Here is a 15,851-nt window from a genome sequence, read left to right as displayed (position 1 = left end):
TCCCACCGGTCACCGAGTGTGAGGACTCTGGTCATGGCAGTCATCCCCAATATCTGGTCGAACGGACGGGCGGGCGAAGCCGCCGAATTCTACGCGAAGGTTTTTCGCGACACCGAGGAAATCTCCCGGCAGAACTACCCCACCGAAGGCCTCCTGGACTTTCAGCAGCCCCTGGCCGGCAAGCTCCTGACCGTGAACCTGCGGATCCACAACCTGCCGATCATCCTGGTCAATGCGGGAAACGAATTCCGCCCGAATCCGGCGGCGGGCTTCATGGTCAACCTCGACCCTGCGAGCATCGAGGACGCCGAGGCCTACCTCGAACACCTGCACGCACTCCTCGTGGACGGCGGCCGTGAGCTCATGCCGCTCGGCGAATATCCGTTCTCCCGAAAGTACGCGTGGGTCGAGGACCGCCACGGCGTCAGCTGGCAATTGATCCTGTCGAATCCCGACGGCGAACCACGCCCGTTCCTGATGCCGGCCCTGATGTTCTGCGGGGCGGCGCAGAACCGTGCGGCGGAGGCCACCGCGGAATACGTGGAGCTCTTCGACGGCTCGATCATGGGCAACCGTGCCACCTTTCCCGCCCCGACCGGCCCGGCCGAGCAGGGAGCGGTCATGTTCTCCGACTTCCGGCTCGGTGACGAAGAGACCGGAACCTGGATCACCGCGATGGATTCGGGCGTCGAGCAGCCTTTCTCCTTCACGGAGGGTTTCTCGTTGATGGTCGAGGCCCCCGACCAGGCGGAGATCGACCGCTTGTTCGACACGCTCAGCGCCCACCCCGACGCGGTGGCCTGCGGGTGGTGCAAGGACCGATTCGGGCTCAGCTGGCAGATCGTTCCGGACACCATGGACGAACTCATGGAACGTCCCCAGGCCTACGAGCACCTGCTATCGATGGGCAAGATCCAGATCGAGGATTTCTAGGCCCTCGGAGACCTGCCCTTTCGGCGTTCGGCCGCGAGGCTGGCCCTCGCTTCGCCGGTCCCATCCGCGGTGGTGCGCTTCCAGAGATCGACGAGGCTACGGCCCGCACCGCGCCGGGACACGACGTCGCCCACGCGGGTCATCGGGTACAGCGCCAGGCCGATCAGGGCGGCAATAGCGTGGCCGCGGGCGGTGAATCCGTGGCCTTCGATGGCCCCATAGATCACCACGACGCCGATCGCGGCCCCCAGGACCCACCGCGACCAGCCGCGCACGCGGAACACCAGGAGGGCCGCCAGGGACATGAAACCGTAGCTCGCCCCGGTGTCCTCCACGTTCCACAGGCGGTCCGAAAAGTGGAAGTACCGGATGTGGACCCAGACATCCAACGCGGCCCCCGCGGTGGAGAGCACGTGGCCCACGGCGAAGACCGCGATCGTGCGCGCCGTGCCGAGCCACCGCTCGGCCGGGGCCAGCAACAGGCCGAACAGGCCGATCCACAGGAGCAACTCCGCGTTCGAGACGAAGAACGCGCTGCGGACCAAGGCCCGAATGGGGTTGGTGGTCAGGTGCTGCAGATTGGTCGATTGCGCCTTGAGAAATTGATCCCGGGCGAGCTCGGGCATCCCGAGCAACGCCCACGTGGTGATGAGAAGGATAAACAGGTAGATGTAGGTGGCCGGCGCGCTCGCGACGTACCACCGGATGAATCCGCTGTGCCGCCGCCACAGGCCGACGATGGGGCGAGTGAAGCGCCAGTCATTCGCCAGGGAAACGATGACGAGAATCATCAGGACCGCGGCGAGCATGCGGATCAGGGTCAGGATCATGATCCGCATCTTAGCCGCGAGCGTTGCGACTCAGCCCGCGACACCCCTGATCAGGCGAAGACCCCCCAGCCGCGGCGGCCTTCCAGGCCGCCGGCGATCGCGAACCGACCCGGGCCGAGGAGAAATACCGCCAGGGAGGCCAGGGCCAGGACGAGGGGAAATTCGTAGCCCCCGTTCGCGGAGAAGAACCCGCTGGAGCCGTGCGCGAAGTAGATCGCGCCGAACATGTCGACGGCCAAGACCAGGCCCGCGATCCGCGACAGCAGGCCCACGATGAGGGCGATGCCGCCGATCAGCTCGGCGTAGGCCGCGACCGTCGCGGCGAGCTCGGGCGAGGGGACGCCCATCTGCTGGAAGTTCGATGCGGTACCGGCGATGGTCCAATCGTTGAGCTTCTGCAATCCGTGCATCAGGAAGACGATGCCCAGGCCCACGCGTAGAAGGAGCAGCCCCAGGGGAGCGGACAAGGGAGAACTATGGGAATAACTCATCATCACATCACTTTACCGATAAAGTTTTTACGGGTCTCCCCCGTGAGATCGGACGGACTCTCACAGGCCTTTCTTCTCGGTCCAATCCTTCGCGGCCTGCACCGTGGACGCCTTTTCGTCGCCGCTGACCCGATCGTTGAGGCCGATCAGGTCCTCCGTGGTCAGGCTCCGAGACACCTTGTTGATCACGTCGCGGGCGGTCTGCGGCACCTGGTCACCCCGGATCAAGGGGATGACCTGCTGCGCCACGAAGTTATTCTTCGGGTCCTCGAGGACCACCAGGTCATTTTTCTCGATCGCGGGGGTCGTCGTAAAGATGTCCGCGACCTGCACCTGATCGTCCAGGAGGGCCTTGACCGTCAGCGGCCCGCCGGAATCGTTGATCGGCGAGAATTTGCCCGGCACGCAACCGTATTTATCCTTCAGGCCAGGCAGCCCGTAGGACCGCTCCTGGAATTCCGGGGGCCCGGCGAGGGTGATATTCGAGCAGACCTTGCCCAGGTCCACGAGGGAGGACAGGCCGTACTTCGCGGCAACGTCCCGGGTGACCACGAGGGCGTCCTTGTCTTCCGCGGGAGAGGGCTGAAGGACCTCGAGGCCCTGGGGGACGGCGGTCTTCAACCCCGCCATGATGTCCTCGGCGGTGCTGGCCGTGGATTTCTTGTCGAAATACTGCAGGAGGTTTCCGGAGTAGTCCGGCACGAGGCTCACGCTGCCCTGGGTCACGGCGCCGATGTACGCCTCGCGGGCCCCGATCGCGGGGTTGGTCTCGGCCCGATGACCCGCGTGGTTGAGGGCTGCGGCGTAAATTTCGGCGATGATCTGGGACTCCACGAAGTCGGCGGAGCCCACGACGATGGTTCCTCGCCCCTTGGCCGGGCCGAGGGCGTTCTCCCCCGAGAGCCCGCAACCGGTCATCGTCAGGACCGAGGCCGCGGCCGCCAGCCCCAACACCCGACGGCGCGAGGGCTTCGCGTGTGGCATCGTCATGATTCCTCCTTCACCAGACCGGGCGAGGTCAACAGCCGTTGCACGAGGGCCAGGAGGCCGTCGAGGACGAGCGCCAAAACCGCCGCGAGAAGCATCGAGGCGACCATGCGGGAATAATCCCTGACCGCCAGGCCGTCAATCAGAAAGCGACCCAGGCCGCCGAGGTCGATGTAGGCCATGACCGTGACGGTCGCGACGACCTGAAGGGTCGCGTTCCGGATGCCGCTGAAGAGGACCGGGACCGCGTTCGGGATCTCGACCTGCGTCAAGATCTGCCATTCCTTCATGCCCTGGGCCCGCGCGGCGTCGACCACGTTCGGATCGACCGTCGCGACGGCCGTGTACGCGTTGGCCAGCATGGGCGCGATGGCCAGGATCACCAGCGCCATCACCGGCGCGGTCAGGCCGATGCCGATCCACAGGGCGAACAGCGTCAGCAGGCCCAGGGTCGGCAGGGACCTCAGCGCCCCGGTCACCCCGATCACCAGGTTGCCGCCGCGCCGGGTATGCCCCAGCCAGAGCCCGATGGGCAGGGAGATGACCGCCGCGATCCCCAGGACCAGCCCCGAGTATTCGAGGTGCTCCCCGAGGCGGGCCCAAATGCCGCTCGCCCCGGACCACGAGTCCGGATTCCCGAACCAATTCCACGTTTCCTCGACGACGTTCATGCCTTCACCTGCCAACGAGTTGCGACCGCGGCGGACCAGGCCACCAGCCGGTCCAGGACGATCGCCAGCAGGGCGATCAACACGATGCCCACGACGATCTCGGTCGTGAAGTCACGCCGCAGCCCGTCGGTGAACAGCGTTCCCAAGGACTGGATTCCGATCACGGCGCCGACCGAGACCATCGAAATATTCGACACGAGGGCGACCCGCAATCCCGCGGCCATGACCGGGATGGACAGCGGCAACTCGACGGCCCAGAACCGGCGAGCCGGCCGATACCCCATCGAGGTCGCAGCGTCGAGCACGGCGACATCCACGGATTCGAAGGCATCCACGCACGTGCGCACCATCATCGCGATCACGTACAGGCTCAACGCGATCAGCACGTTGGTCAGGGAGGTGATCGCGGTGCCCAGGATCAACGGAAGCAACACGAACAGCGCCAGCGACGGGATGGTGTACAGCAGAGATGCCGCGTTCACGACGATCCCGCGACGGGCCTTACCACCCCGGGCACCGTGGCCGCTTGCCTTGCCCTCGGAGCCCCGCGCCCGCCGGACGGCCGAGAACCGGGCGATGGGAATCGAGACGATCGTCCCGAAGATCACGGGCAACACGGACTGCACGAGGTGAAGCCACGCGAGCTCACCGACGTAGGAGAAATTCTGGAACAGCCACGTCACGAGCCGACCCCGTAGCGGCTCAGGCGTTCCCGGGTGGTCGCGTCCATGACCTCGTCGGAGGAGATCATCCCGAGGGCGACCCCGGATTCGTCCACGGCGACGCCCCACCCCGAGGGAGAGGAAAGCACCGAGTCCAGGGCCTCGCGGAGGCTCTGCCCGCGGCGGAAGAGGCTGCCGCCGGTGATGTTGCGGTCCCCCAGGCGCCAGCCCTGCGGCCGGCCCGCATCGTCGAGGACCAGCTCCCACTCGCCCCACGGGCGGTCCGGCGAGTCCAGCGGATGGATCGGCACGGCGTCGGCGCCGGCGAACGTCAGCCGGCGCGTGCCGCGGTCGTGGCCCACAAAGGAGGCGACGAAGTCGTTGGCGGGCTCCCGGAGAATCTGTTCGGGGCTACCGAATTGCTCGATCTTGCCGCCCGTCCCGAAGACCGCGACGCGGTGGCCGAGCGTCACGGCCTCGTCGATATCGTGGGTCACGAACACGATCGTGCGGCGGAGGGTCTCGTGCAGGCGAATCAGCTCGCGCTGAAGATCGGCCCGGACCACGGGATCCACCGCGGAGAAGGGCTCATCCATGAGCAGGATCGGGGAGTCCGCGGCGAGCGCTCGCGCGACCCCGACGCGTTGCGCCTGGCCGCCGGACAGCTGCGCGGGATACCTTTTGCTCAGGCCCCGGTCCAGGCCGACGGTGTCCATCAGCTCGAGGGCGCGAGCGCGGGATTGTTTGACCGAGAGGCCGTTGAGCCGGGGCACGGTGGAGACGTTATCCACGACGGTGCGATGCGGCAGGAGGCCCGACTGTTGCATGACGTAGCCCATCGAGCGGCGCAGCCGATACGCCGGCTCGTCGCGGTGATCGCGTCCCTGGATCAGGATGCGTCCGTCGGTGGGTTCAACCATCCTGTTGATCATCCGCAGGGAGGTGGTCTTGCCGCAGCCCGAAGGCCCCACGAACACCGTGATCAGCCCGTCCGGAATGGCCAGATTCAGGTCCTCGACGGCTGTGGTCGAGGCGTACCGTTTGCTGACCCCGATGAATTCGATGGCGTGTTCGGATGTGGATTCCACGGTGGTCCCTCCAATGGACAAACTGTAAGTAGCTTACGACATCTCAAGGTGCATCTGGGGCCCGCCATGACACATACTGGTACCGCAGACCCCCGCGCCTCAGATAGGCATTCGGGATCCCGTATCCAGGAGGCCGCATGCCCGAGACGAGGTTGCCCAAGTACCGCATTGTCGAGCGGCAATTGCGGACGCGCATCGACGGTCTCGAGGACGGCGCGCTGTTACCCACCGAGGCCGAGATGTGCCGCGAATACGACGTCTCGCGCATCACCATGCGGCGCGCGATCGAGGAGATCGTTCGCGATGGCCTGCTGACCCGGCACCGGGGGCACGGCACCAAGGTCAGCCGGCCCGAAAGCACCGCCGTCGAGAACCGAGCCGACCAGGGCGAACACTTTGACAGCACGTTCACCGGCTTCTTCGGACAGCTCACGGGTTTCGGGCATCGGGTCCATTCCGACGTCGTGGAATTCGGCCCCGTCAGCGCGAATATTTCCGTCGCCCGCGCGTTGCGGATCGAGCCGCATTCCCCGGTGTTTCACATGACCCGGCGCCGCTACGTGGACGGCACCGTGCATCAGCTCTCGCGGACGTGGTTTCCCGTCGATCGGTTTCCCGGGATCGAGCGGGAGGACTTCTCGGAGCAATCCCTCTACGGATATTTGGAGCGGCACCACGGGGTAACGATCGCTCAGCAAAACCTGAGCGTCTCGCAGCTCGTGCCGTCCCGCGACGAGGCCCGGCTGCTCGGGATCGCGGATCAGCAACCGCGTTTGGCCCTCTCGATCACGGCCCTGGACGGGGACGGCGAGAGCTTTCTCTACGGGGAGTCGATCTTCGTCTCCCACGACGCGCACATTTTCTTCACCGCGTCCGGAAATACCCCGCGCCGGTGACGGTGGCGCCTACGGGTCAGGACCTCGGTTGCGAGCCCTTGGCCAGCTGGGCGGCGACGATCGCCGACGGCCTGCCGCCCAGAAGCGCCTCCCCGATGCCCGCGAGCTGCGTGACCTGACGTTTGGAGAGTCGGTTGAAGACGGCCGCGCGCACCTGCTGGACGTGGCCGGGTGCGGCGGCGACCACGGTGTCGCGGCCGGGTTGGCGCAAGTGGCAGATGCTCACGCGACGGTCGGTCTCCGAGGTGGTGCGCTCCACGAGGCCGTCCTCTTCGAGACGCTTCACGACGCGGGAGAGCCGGGCCAGGCGGGTGTTGGTCTGCGTGGAGAGTTCGGTCATCGTCAGGTGCTCGTCCGGTGCCTCGGAGAGCATCGCCAAGACCATGTACTCGACGAATCCGAGGTGGGCGTCGCGCTGAAGCTGATTCTCGAGCTGTCCGGGGAGCTGGAACATGATGGCCGAGAGGCAGAGCCACGCCTCGCGCTCTTCCGCTGAGAGCCACTGGGGCTCGCGCTGATCTTTGGGCACGTGCGACACCGGACCTCTCCCGCTGAACTTTTCTGGGCTGACCCCTCGATCAGCATGACACCGACATTATGCCTTACGCCGTCCGCGCGACCTTTTTCTGACGCACACATTTCTGGTCCCCGACATGGGGCGACGCGTGACCGGTGCCATGGACCGTCCGGTAACCACCCCGTACAATAGGTGGTTCTGGTGTGCCGGGAAGTCTGGTCGGCAAGCGTGTTTCGCGCGCTTTCATGTCATCGGCGGTGCCGATGGCCGTCCGTCGGTTCTCGACCCTTCACAGGAGACCACATGTCACACCGTGCACCTTCCCTCATCGGCCGCCTGGGCCACGCCCTGCGCTCCGAGCCCATGGGCGGAATCATTCTGCTTCTCGCCACCGTGGCGGCCCTCGTCGTCGCGAACACCGGCGCCTCGTCCTGGTACTTCGCCGTCCGCGACCAGCACCTCGGTTTCCAGCTCGGGGCGATCGACCTCGATCTGAGCGTGGGCCACTGGGCCTCCGACGGGTTGCTGGCCGTGTTCTTCTTCCTCGTAGGTCTCGAGCTGAAGAAAGAATTCACCCTGGGCGACCTGCGGGATCCGCGCACGGCGGTCGTGCCCATGGCCGCGGCCGTCGGCGGCGTCGCCCTCCCGGCGATCATTTTCGTGGCGGTCAATGCCTCGACCGGTGGGCAGGCGCTGGGCGGCTGGGCCATCCCGACCGCCACCGACATCGCCTTCGCCGTGGCGGTCCTCGCGGTCGTGGGGCGTCACCTGCCCTCGGCGGTGCGCACCTTTCTGCTGACGCTCGCGGTCGTGGACGACCTCATCGCGATCACGATCATCGCGGTCTTCTATTCGGCGGACCTCAACCTGGGCCTCCTGCTCGCGGCCGCGATCCCGCTGGCCCTCTACGCGCTCGTCGCCTACCGCGGGGAGCGGCTCTTCCACCTCTCGCCCGCGGCGGCGTGGCTGATCCTTCTCCCCCTCGGCGTCGCGACCTGGGTGCTCTTCCTCGGGTCCGGGGTGCACGCGACGATCGCGGGCGTCCTGCTCGGTTTCTGCGTGCCGGTGCGGTCCGGGGCCCGGACTCCCGAGACCAGCGAGCACGGGCTCTCCGAGGTGCTCGAGCACCGCCTGCGCCCCTTGTCGGCGGGCCTGTGCGTGCCGATCTTCGCGTTTTTCTCCGCCGGGGTCGCGATCGGCGGCCTGCGCGGTTTCACCGACGCGCTCGCCAGCCCGATTGCCCTCGGGATCGTGGTCGGGCTCCTGGCCGGCAAGTGCCTCGGCATCACCGGTGCCACCTGGCTGGTCACCCGGTTCCGCGGCCCAAGCCTGGACCCCAGCATCTCGTGGGCGGACGTGATTGGTCTGTCGGTGGTCGCGGGTATCGGTTTCACGGTGTCGCTGTTGATCTCCGAGCTGAGCTTTGACCCCGGCAGCGCCTCGGGCGATACCGCCAAGGTCGCGATCCTCACGGGGTCGGCCCTCGCCGCGGTCCTGGGCGGGGCCCTGCTCGCGGCGCGAAGCCGACGGCATCGCCAGGCTCACCCGGGGCCGGAAGAAAGTTTCGACGGCGGCATCGCACGCTCCGAGACCAAGACTCCCGCCTGACCACGTAGACTTGCGGCGCGACATGCGCAGAGTGCGCCGGTGGACGTCAAGGAGGATCCATGCAGGTTTTTGAGCTCACGGAATGGGGCTTCTTGATCGCGCTCTGGGTCCTCACCCTCGCGGTCTTCCTCCTCGCCGTCGTGTTCCTCCCGCGTCTGCCCCGCCGCCGCCTGATCAACTATGCGGCCCAGGCGGTGGTCATGCTGCTCGTCTCGGTGCTGATCCTCACCTCGGTCGCGGCGTGGCTGAACCGGCAGAACAGTTGGTACACCTCGTGGTCCGACCTCACGGGAGGCGCGGCGACGGCGCTGCCCCGGCAGTCGTACGGGGCAGCGTCCCCCAGCCGGGTCGCTCCCCAGGCCATCACCGGACAACTCACCGACCTGCAGAAGAACCCGCAGGACAACCCCGCTTTTCAAGACAAGATCTCCGACGCGGCGGATCACGGCCAGTACTTCAGCGTCTCGCTGCCCGGCGCGGAAAGCGGCCAGACCTACAACGTCATGGTGTGGTTGCCGAAGTCATACCTGCACAACAGCGACCAGATGTACCCGGTGATCATGGGCTTCACGGGGTTCCCCGGGTCCCCGCAGACGTACTCCAAGTCCCTCGACTACGGGCACCTCATCCAACGGGCCGTGGACGAGGGCCGCCTCCGCGATTCGATCTTCATCGTCCCGGATGTCATGCCCGGAACCTACGACTCCGAGTGCGTGGACGGCACGATCGATCAGCCGCGCAAAAAGACCCCCCGGGCCGAAACCTTCATCACGAAGGACGTGGTCCCCTGGGTGAAGGAGAATCTGCGCGTCGGAGACAACCCCCAAGCGTGGGCGACCACCGGATACAGCGCGGGCGGATTCTGCTCGGCGATGTTGAGCCTGCGCCACCCCGATCTCTTCGCCTCGGGCCTCGTGCAGTCCGGTTACTTCACGCCCGACTACACCAAGGGTCAGCGCTGGAACGAGCCCGACGACCCCCGGTACGACCTGCCCCGCATCGCCTCGACCGGAACGGCCCACGTCAACCTCCACTACTTCTCCAGCCGTGATGATCCCCTGTCCTGGCCCTCGCTGTCCGCGTTCCGCGGCCACGTCTCCGGAGAGACCTCGCTGACCGTGGATTCGGTCGCTTCCGGCGGCCATCGTCAGGACGTCTGGCTGCCCGGTATGGTCAAGAGCCTGACCTGGTTGGGCCACAGCAGTCCGTTCTTTGCCCCTCTGCCCCACACCTCACGGAATTGATCGATGAGCATCCGACGCACCTCGAACCGCGCTTCCTCCTCTCGCGCCACGGAAGGGGCCCATCAGGGACGCCGCACGGCCCGCTTGATGATCTGGCTCTACGCCCTGGCGACCTTCATGAACGTCGCGCTGATCGTCACGCGACCGACGCGTCACGACCGGACCGGCGTCTTCGAGTTCCTCTTCGGCATCCTGAACGTCCCGGTCGAGAGAAGCCTGATCACGCTCGTCATCACCGCGGTCATCTTCTGGGCGTTGCTCCGGCGCAAGCGCGCCGGCCTGTGGGCTGCCATGTTCTTCCAGCTCACCGGGGTTTTGCTGGGCGTCTTGTCCGCCATCGCCTTCCCCATCTCGGACCAATGGAACGAGGTCTGGGCCGAAGCCCCCTTAGAGCACCCGGTCTGGGATTACGTCGGGGCGGTCGTGGGCCTCGTCATGTTGTTCCTGCTGTTTCGCGGCCGACGGGAGTTCCCGGCGCGCATCGTGCGGGCCTCCTACGGTGCCGCATTCTTGGTCCTGCTGATCGGTCTGGTCCTCGCCGCGCTCCTCGCGTGGATCTTCCTCCCACTGGATTCCGCATCCGACGTCGGCCACGTGATGCTCCGCGCCCTGGGAGGAACCTCCCCGGCGATCATGAGCCACCTTCACGGGATCCCTCCGTGGTCCATCCAAATCATCTCCACGGTCTACGGCATCACCGCGATCGTGGCGATCTGGGTCTTCTTGCGCTCGGCCCGCCCGGTGCACTCGTGGACCGGCGAGCGCGAGCTTCGCCTGCGAAGCCTGCTGCGTGATTACGGGCATCAGGATTCGCTGGCCTATTTCGGCACGCGCCGAGAGAAGTCCACCGCGTTTTCCGACGACGGCCGCGCGGCCGTGACCTATCGCGTCTTCGGCTCGGTCTCGCTCGCCTCTGGCGATCCCATCGGTGAACACGCCTCCTGGGAGAACGCGAGCCAGGAGTGGAAGAGCGAGGCCCGCGAATACGGCTGGATTCCCGCGGTCATCAGCGCGAGCCGCGACGGCGCCCGCGCCTACGCGCGGGCCGGCATGACGGTCATCAGCATGGGCGACGAGGCGATCCTCTACCCGGACCGCTTCTCCCTGAACAACACGTCGATGACCGAGATCCGCCACAGCTTCCAACGCTTGGAACGCGAGGGGGTGACCGTCAAGATCGCCCGGCAGGGCGACCTCACGGACGAGCAACGCGAACGCGTCGCCTCGCTGACCGACGAGTGGCGCCACGGCAAGATCGAACGGGGCTTTTCGATGGCCCTGAATCGGGTGGGGGATCCGGCGGACTACCGCACGGTGATCCTCGTGGCCTACTCGCCCGACGGCTCCCCCATCGGCCTGCTCTCCTTCGTGCCGTGGGGAGGCAACGGGCTGTCCCTCGACGTCATGCGGCGCGCCCCCGGGGCCCCCAACGGCACCACGGAATTCATGATCGTCAAGATGATGGAGGAGGCCGAAGGCCTGGGTGTCGGCCGGGTTTCCCTGAACTTTGCGATGTTCCGCGAGACTTTCGCGCGTTCCGAGGAGCTCGGGGCCAACCCGCTGACCAAGTTTGGGTCCTCGGTCTTGGGGGTTCTGGACCGATTCCTGCAGCTCGAGCGTCTCTATAAGTTCAACCAAAAATTCAGCCCCTCGTGGGTCCCGCGATACATCTGCGTCGAGTCCTATGTGACGCTGGGCCCGGTGGGTATCGCCTGCGGGGTGGCGGAGGGCTTCCTCCCCGCCTGGCTGACGCACAAACCGAGTCAGGCGGGAACCCTCGGCAACCACGAACTCGGCCGTCTCCGGGAGATCGAACGACGCCGGGTGGCCGCCGAGGACCTGGAACCGACGTGGTCCGACCAGACGCGGCACCGCATCGCCCACCTCGAGCAGATGCGGGAAGCCGGCATCGAGCCTTACCCCAAGGGCACCGGGGAGGGCATGAGCGTGCGTTCCTTCGCGTCCCTGTTGGCCTCGCCCGAGGCCGCGGAGGCCCGCGTCGGCAGCGGCTCGCACGCGGCCGGCGAGTCTACGCGAGCCTCGGGTCACGCGCAGGCCCCCGTGCCCGCCGCGGATTCGGCGCTGTCGGTTACCGGACGCGTCCGGTCGATCCGCCGTCACGGCAAGGTCAGCTTCCTGGACCTCTACGAACACGGAACCGTGGTCCAGGCTGTCCTGGACGACTCGGTGTGCGGCAGTGAAACCCGCCGCGCCATCCGCTGGATCGACACCGGCGACCACGTGCTGTTGCGCGGCCGGATCGGCGCCTCGCGCAACGGGACGCCGTCGCTAATCGTGGAGTCCTGGGACATGCTCTCCAAGTGCCTGCACCCGATCCCGTTCGATTCCTTCACCGATCCCGAGGCCAGGCTCCGGCGTCGTTCGATGGATCTGATCGTCAACCCGGCCGAGTCCCATCGCCTTCGGATCCGTTCGGCGACGATCCGGTCGATCCGCCGGACCCTCGACGAGCAAAATTACCTCGAGGTCGAGACCCCGATGCTCAACACGGTCCACGGCGGCGCCAGCGCGAGGCCGTTCAAGACGTTCATCAATGCCTACGGCGTGGACCTCACCCTGCGCATCGCCCCCGAGCTGTACCTCAAGCGGTTGGTCGTCGGCGACATGGGACCGGTCTACGAATTGGGTCGCGACTTCCGCAATGAGGGAGCCGACGCGACGCACAATCCCGAATTCACCGTGCTGGAGGCCTACCAGCCGTACGCGGACTACAACGTCATGCGGGAGCTGACCGAACGCATCCTCAAGAACGCCGCCCGCGAGGTCTTCGGCGAGGTGGTTCTGCCGTTGCGCCTCGGCGAGGATCCCAAGGATCCCCGCCAGGAGGCCGTGCTGACGGACGTCTCCGGCCCGTGGCCGGTCGTGAGCGTGTGCCAGGCCCTGTCTGAGGCCGTGGGGCGGCCCGTGGGCCTCGACACCGACTTCGAGGATCTCCTGCGCCTGGCCCGCGAGCACGAGATTCACGTCCGCGACGACATGGGTCCGGGCGCGGTCATCGAAGAGCTCTACGGCGAACTGGTCGAGGCCAAGACCTCCCGCCCCACGTTCTACAAGGACTTCCCCGTGGAGACCTCCCCGCTGGCGGGTCCGCACCGTAGCGAGCCGGGCCTCGCCGAACGGTGGGACCTGGTCATCAACGGCACCGAGATGGGAACCGCCTACTCCGAGATGGCCGACGCGCTCGAGCAACGTCGCCGCCTCACCGAGCAGTCCCTCAAGGCCGCCGCGGGCGACCTCGAGGCGATGCAGATCGACGAGGACTTCCTCGATGCCCTGGAGACCGGCCTTCCGCCCACGGGCGGCATGGGCATCGGCATCGACCGCCTGATCATGATGCTCACGGGAGCACCCATCCGCGGGGTCTTGGCCTTTCCCTTCGTGCGGCCGGGCTCGAATCCTCGCCTCCGGTCCGCTCCCCGCAAGGCCTCGGGGCCGGATTCGGCGTCCGTGGAATGAACGAACTCCAGTTTTTCGGGGTCGCCTCGGGGCTCGGCATCGGGGGCTTCGACCCGGCCCCCGCCCTGATCGCCGCGGTCTACATGGCCGCGCGATCCTCCGCCCCGGGTCGCGGGCCCGCGAAGGCCCGCAGAGACGTGCTGCTCTTCGGAGCGGTGCTGATCCTGGGAACGGCCCTGTGGGGGATTCTTCTCTCGCGCCTCCTCGGCGAGCATCTGGCCGAGATCCCCTGGCACTCGCTCCTGCGCGCCGGCGCTTGGGCGGCCGGGGCCGAGGTGATCGTGGCCGCCGTCGGCCTCGGCTACGCCGGATACCGCTGGGCCCACCGTAACGACCCGCCCGAGGAGAAGGACCAGAAGAACCGGAGCCTCACGGGGCTCCTGGTGGTCGCGCTCGGATTCGTCGCGCTCGTCACCGCGGATGTGCCGTTCGTCGTCACGATCGGGCTCTCCTCGCACCATCCCCCGTGGATCGTCGTCCCGGCATTCATCGTGTGGGCCATCATCTCTCAGGTGCCGTTGTTCATCCTCTGTGTCGCCGTGCTGTTCAATCGCCACGGGAGGGTCGCCGAGTGGATCGGTGCGGCTTGGTCCGCGGCCCGCCGGTGGATCCGCATCGCGATTCCCTTGACCATCGCCGCGGTGTGCATTCTGCTCCTTGCCGACGCCGCCCGGTACTTCCTGGTAGGTCGCTTCCTGGTCGGTTAGCACGCCCACGCCGGCCATCCACGGCCGGACGGTCGCTCCGTCAAAGTTTCATATATTCTCGGGGCCGGATATGCTGGCACCGCCCTGAGATATCTCATCGACTGGGCCCACTCGCACCGGAAAGTTGTACCCATGGACGCATTGACCGACCTCGTGACAAATATCGGCGACTTCATCTGGCAGGGCATGTTTATCGTCCTGATCGGAGTCGGCCTTTACCTGACGATCCGGACCCGGGCCGTGCAGTTCCGCTCGATCCCCGAAATGTTCCGGGTCCTCGGCGAACCCAGCGGCAAAGACTCCTCCGGGCGGACGCAGATCTCCTCGTTCCGGGCCTTCACGATCTCGGCGGCCTCCCGCGTGGGCACGGCCAATATCGCCGGCGTGGCCCTGGCCATCAGCATTGGCGGCCCCGGGGCCGTCTTCTGGATGTGGGTCATCGCGTCCCTCGGCGCGGCCAGCGCGTTCGTCGAGTCGCTGCTCGCCCAGCTGTACAAGCATCCCGGCAAGGAGTCCTACGTCGGCGGACCGGCGTACTACATGCAGCGCGGCCTGCGCGCGCGGTGGATGGGCGTGGCCTTCGCCGTGATCATCTGCCTGACCTACGGGTTCGTGTTCAACACGGTGCAGTCCAACTCGATCGTCGATGCTGTCTCGCAGTCGACCAAGTCGTTCGCCCCGGACATCGCCGACGGAATGGGCCTCAAGGTCATCATCGGCGTGGTCCTGGCGATCATCACGGCCGTCATCATCTTCGGCGGGGTCCGGTCCATCTCCTCGGTCACGCAGATCCTCGTGCCCGTCATGGCCATCATGTACGTCGGCCTCGGCCTGCTGGTCGTGGTCATGAACCTGAACCTCGTGCCGGAGATGTTCGTGAAGATCATCCAGGGCGCCTTCGGGATCAAGGAGTTCGTCACGGGCGGCCTGATGGGCGTCATCATCCAGGGCGTGCGCCGCGGCCTGTTCTCGAACGAGGCCGGCATGGGCTCGGCTCCCAACGCGGGTGCCACCGCGGCGGTCTCCCACCCCGCCAAGCAGGGATTCGTTCAGTCGCTGGGCGTGTACTTCGACACGATCATCGTCTGCTCGATCACGGCGTTCATCGTGTTGCTCTCCAACCCCACCTTCGGCGACAAGGCCGCCGGGGCCTCCCTGACCCAGTCCGCGCTGGCCGCGCAGCTGGGTGGCTGGGCCGTTCACTTCCTGACGATCGCGATCTTCCTGTTCGCCTTCTCCTCGGTGATCGGCAACTACTACTACGGCGAGTCCAACATCGAGTTCTTGACCGGAAAGAAGTGGGTCCTTCAGGCCTACCGCGTGGTCGTTCTCGTGTGCGTCTTCGGCGGCGCGGTGGTCGCCCTGGACCTCGTGTGGTCCCTGGCAGACGTGTTCATGGCCATCATGGCGTTGCTGAACCTCGTAGCCATCCTGCTCCTGGCCGGTGTGGCCAATAAGGTCCTGAAGCACTACGAGGGTCAGCGCAAGCAACGGGTCGAGCCGATCTTCCGCGCGGCGGATCTGCCGGACATTCGAGGACTCGAGGCCTGGGACGGCGACGACGAGGTAACGACCCGCCAGTTCTGGATCGATCACGACGCGATGCGCAAGGCCGCCCGGACCTCAACGAAGAGCTAGTTCGGGGGCTCTCATCCACCGCCCTGTTCTGCGCGTCCGGTCGGCGCCTCGCGAACACGCTTGGTGTTCCGGCCGCTCGCGGAGGACGATGGGCTGTGATTC

At 66.6% G+C, this 15,851-nt stretch carries 14 protein-coding genes; 7 read left to right on the top strand and 7 right to left on the bottom strand.

Translation table 11 applies throughout. From position 1 onward, the window contains the following. Positions 1-33: 33 nt before the first annotated feature. Positions 34-933 carry a VOC family protein gene (locus CURSPS6_RS00680; protein ID WP_030013348.1) on the top strand — a complete coding sequence of 300 codons (900 nt, stop codon included), beginning with the start codon at positions 34-36 and terminating at the stop codon, positions 931-933. Here the strand turns inward: CURSPS6_RS00680 and CURSPS6_RS00675 are convergent. From CURSPS6_RS00675 to CURSPS6_RS00650, 6 genes are all read right to left on the bottom strand, one after another. After that, positions 930-1,763 (bottom strand): rhomboid-like protein, encoded by an 834-nt coding sequence (locus tag CURSPS6_RS00675; RefSeq protein WP_152977998.1) that lies wholly within the window; start codon positions 1,761-1,763, stop codon positions 930-932. The genes CURSPS6_RS00680 and CURSPS6_RS00675 overlap by 4 nt on opposite strands. A 50-nt stretch (positions 1,764-1,813) precedes the next feature. Then, complete coding sequence (locus CURSPS6_RS00670; RefSeq protein ID WP_030013345.1) at positions 1,814-2,230, bottom strand: DoxX family protein; 417 nt, start codon at positions 2,228-2,230, stop codon at positions 1,814-1,816. 84 nt (positions 2,231-2,314) lie between these two features. Then, positions 2,315-3,244 (bottom strand): ABC transporter substrate-binding protein, encoded by a 930-nt coding sequence (locus CURSPS6_RS00665; protein WP_030013343.1) that lies wholly within the window; start codon positions 3,242-3,244, stop codon positions 2,315-2,317. After that, positions 3,241-3,912, bottom strand: coding sequence for an ABC transporter permease (locus CURSPS6_RS00660; protein WP_030013341.1), 672 nt, complete (start codon positions 3,910-3,912; stop codon positions 3,241-3,243). The genes CURSPS6_RS00665 and CURSPS6_RS00660 overlap by 4 nt, the downstream gene beginning before the upstream one ends. Next, positions 3,909-4,595, bottom strand: coding sequence for an ABC transporter permease (locus CURSPS6_RS00655; protein ID WP_030013339.1), 687 nt, complete (start codon positions 4,593-4,595; stop codon positions 3,909-3,911). Before CURSPS6_RS00655 ends, CURSPS6_RS00660 begins: the two co-directional genes overlap by 4 nt. After that, a complete protein-coding gene (locus tag CURSPS6_RS00650; protein WP_051687455.1) occupies positions 4,592-5,662 on the bottom strand; it encodes an ABC transporter ATP-binding protein in 1,071 nt (356 codons plus the stop codon). Before CURSPS6_RS00650 ends, CURSPS6_RS00655 begins: the two co-directional genes overlap by 4 nt. Positions 5,663-5,799: 137 nt before the next feature. Here CURSPS6_RS00650 and CURSPS6_RS00645 point away from each other — a divergent pair, with 137 nt between their 5' ends. Then, complete coding sequence (locus CURSPS6_RS00645; RefSeq protein WP_030013337.1) at positions 5,800-6,558, top strand: GntR family transcriptional regulator; 759 nt, start codon at positions 5,800-5,802, stop codon at positions 6,556-6,558. Positions 6,559-6,574: 16 nt separating this feature from the next. On the opposite strand, the gene CURSPS6_RS00640 is transcribed toward CURSPS6_RS00645, so the two are convergent. Continuing rightward, positions 6,575-7,087, bottom strand: coding sequence for a MarR family winged helix-turn-helix transcriptional regulator (locus CURSPS6_RS00640; protein ID WP_235503640.1), 513 nt, complete (start codon positions 7,085-7,087; stop codon positions 6,575-6,577). Between the two features lie 291 nt (positions 7,088-7,378). Between CURSPS6_RS00640 and nhaA the strand changes: the two genes are divergently transcribed. The 5 genes from nhaA (at position 7,379) to CURSPS6_RS00615 (ending at position 15,749) form a co-directional block, all read left to right on the top strand. Beyond that, positions 7,379-8,683: a Na+/H+ antiporter NhaA gene (nhaA, locus tag CURSPS6_RS00635; protein ID WP_030013334.1), complete on the top strand. Its 1,305-nt coding sequence runs from the start codon at positions 7,379-7,381 to the stop codon at positions 8,681-8,683. A 59-nt stretch (positions 8,684-8,742) separates the two neighbouring features. After that, on the top strand, positions 8,743-9,927 hold the full coding sequence (locus CURSPS6_RS00630; protein ID WP_030013333.1) for an alpha/beta hydrolase: 1,185 nt from the start codon (positions 8,743-8,745) through the stop codon (positions 9,925-9,927). A 3-nt stretch (positions 9,928-9,930) separates the two neighbouring features. Continuing rightward, positions 9,931-13,404, top strand: coding sequence for a bifunctional lysylphosphatidylglycerol synthetase/lysine--tRNA ligase LysX (gene lysX, locus CURSPS6_RS00625; protein WP_082469870.1), 3,474 nt, complete (start codon positions 9,931-9,933; stop codon positions 13,402-13,404). Further along, positions 13,401-14,111, top strand: a complete 711-nt coding sequence (locus CURSPS6_RS00620; RefSeq protein ID WP_051687454.1) for a hypothetical protein — start codon at positions 13,401-13,403, stop codon at positions 14,109-14,111. The genes lysX and CURSPS6_RS00620 overlap by 4 nt, the downstream gene beginning before the upstream one ends. Before the next feature lie 132 nt (positions 14,112-14,243). After that, on the top strand, positions 14,244-15,749 hold the full coding sequence (locus CURSPS6_RS00615; RefSeq protein ID WP_035809883.1) for an alanine/glycine:cation symporter family protein: 1,506 nt from the start codon (positions 14,244-14,246) through the stop codon (positions 15,747-15,749). Positions 15,750-15,851: the final 102 nt, after the last annotated feature.

The organism is Curtobacterium sp. S6 (assembly GCF_000710345.2).
Lineage (GTDB): Bacteria > Actinomycetota > Actinomycetes > Actinomycetales > Micrococcaceae > Rothia.
The sequence above is the reverse complement of the archived record's forward strand: the minus strand, read 5'-3'. Positions and strand labels throughout refer to the sequence as shown.

Coding starts and splice junctions, on each gene's coding strand:
- CURSPS6_RS00680 (WP_030013348.1), top strand. CDS start 34: ATGGCAGTCATCCCCAATATCTGGTCGAACGGACGGGCGGGCGAAGCC.
- CURSPS6_RS00675 (WP_152977998.1), bottom strand. CDS start 1,763: ATGATCCTGACCCTGATCCGCATGCTCGCCGCGGTCCTGATGATTCTC.
- CURSPS6_RS00665 (WP_030013343.1), bottom strand. CDS start 3,244: ATGACGATGCCACACGCGAAGCCCTCGCGCCGTCGGGTGTTGGGGCTG.
- CURSPS6_RS00660 (WP_030013341.1), bottom strand. CDS start 3,912: ATGAACGTCGTCGAGGAAACGTGGAATTGGTTCGGGAATCCGGACTCG.
- CURSPS6_RS00645 (WP_030013337.1), top strand. CDS start 5,800: ATGCCCGAGACGAGGTTGCCCAAGTACCGCATTGTCGAGCGGCAATTG.
- nhaA (WP_030013334.1), top strand. CDS start 7,379: ATGTCACACCGTGCACCTTCCCTCATCGGCCGCCTGGGCCACGCCCTG.
- CURSPS6_RS00630 (WP_030013333.1), top strand. CDS start 8,743: ATGCAGGTTTTTGAGCTCACGGAATGGGGCTTCTTGATCGCGCTCTGG.
- lysX (WP_082469870.1), top strand. CDS start 9,931: ATGAGCATCCGACGCACCTCGAACCGCGCTTCCTCCTCTCGCGCCACG.
- CURSPS6_RS00620 (WP_051687454.1), top strand. CDS start 13,401: ATGAACGAACTCCAGTTTTTCGGGGTCGCCTCGGGGCTCGGCATCGGG.
- CURSPS6_RS00615 (WP_035809883.1), top strand. CDS start 14,244: ATGGACGCATTGACCGACCTCGTGACAAATATCGGCGACTTCATCTGG.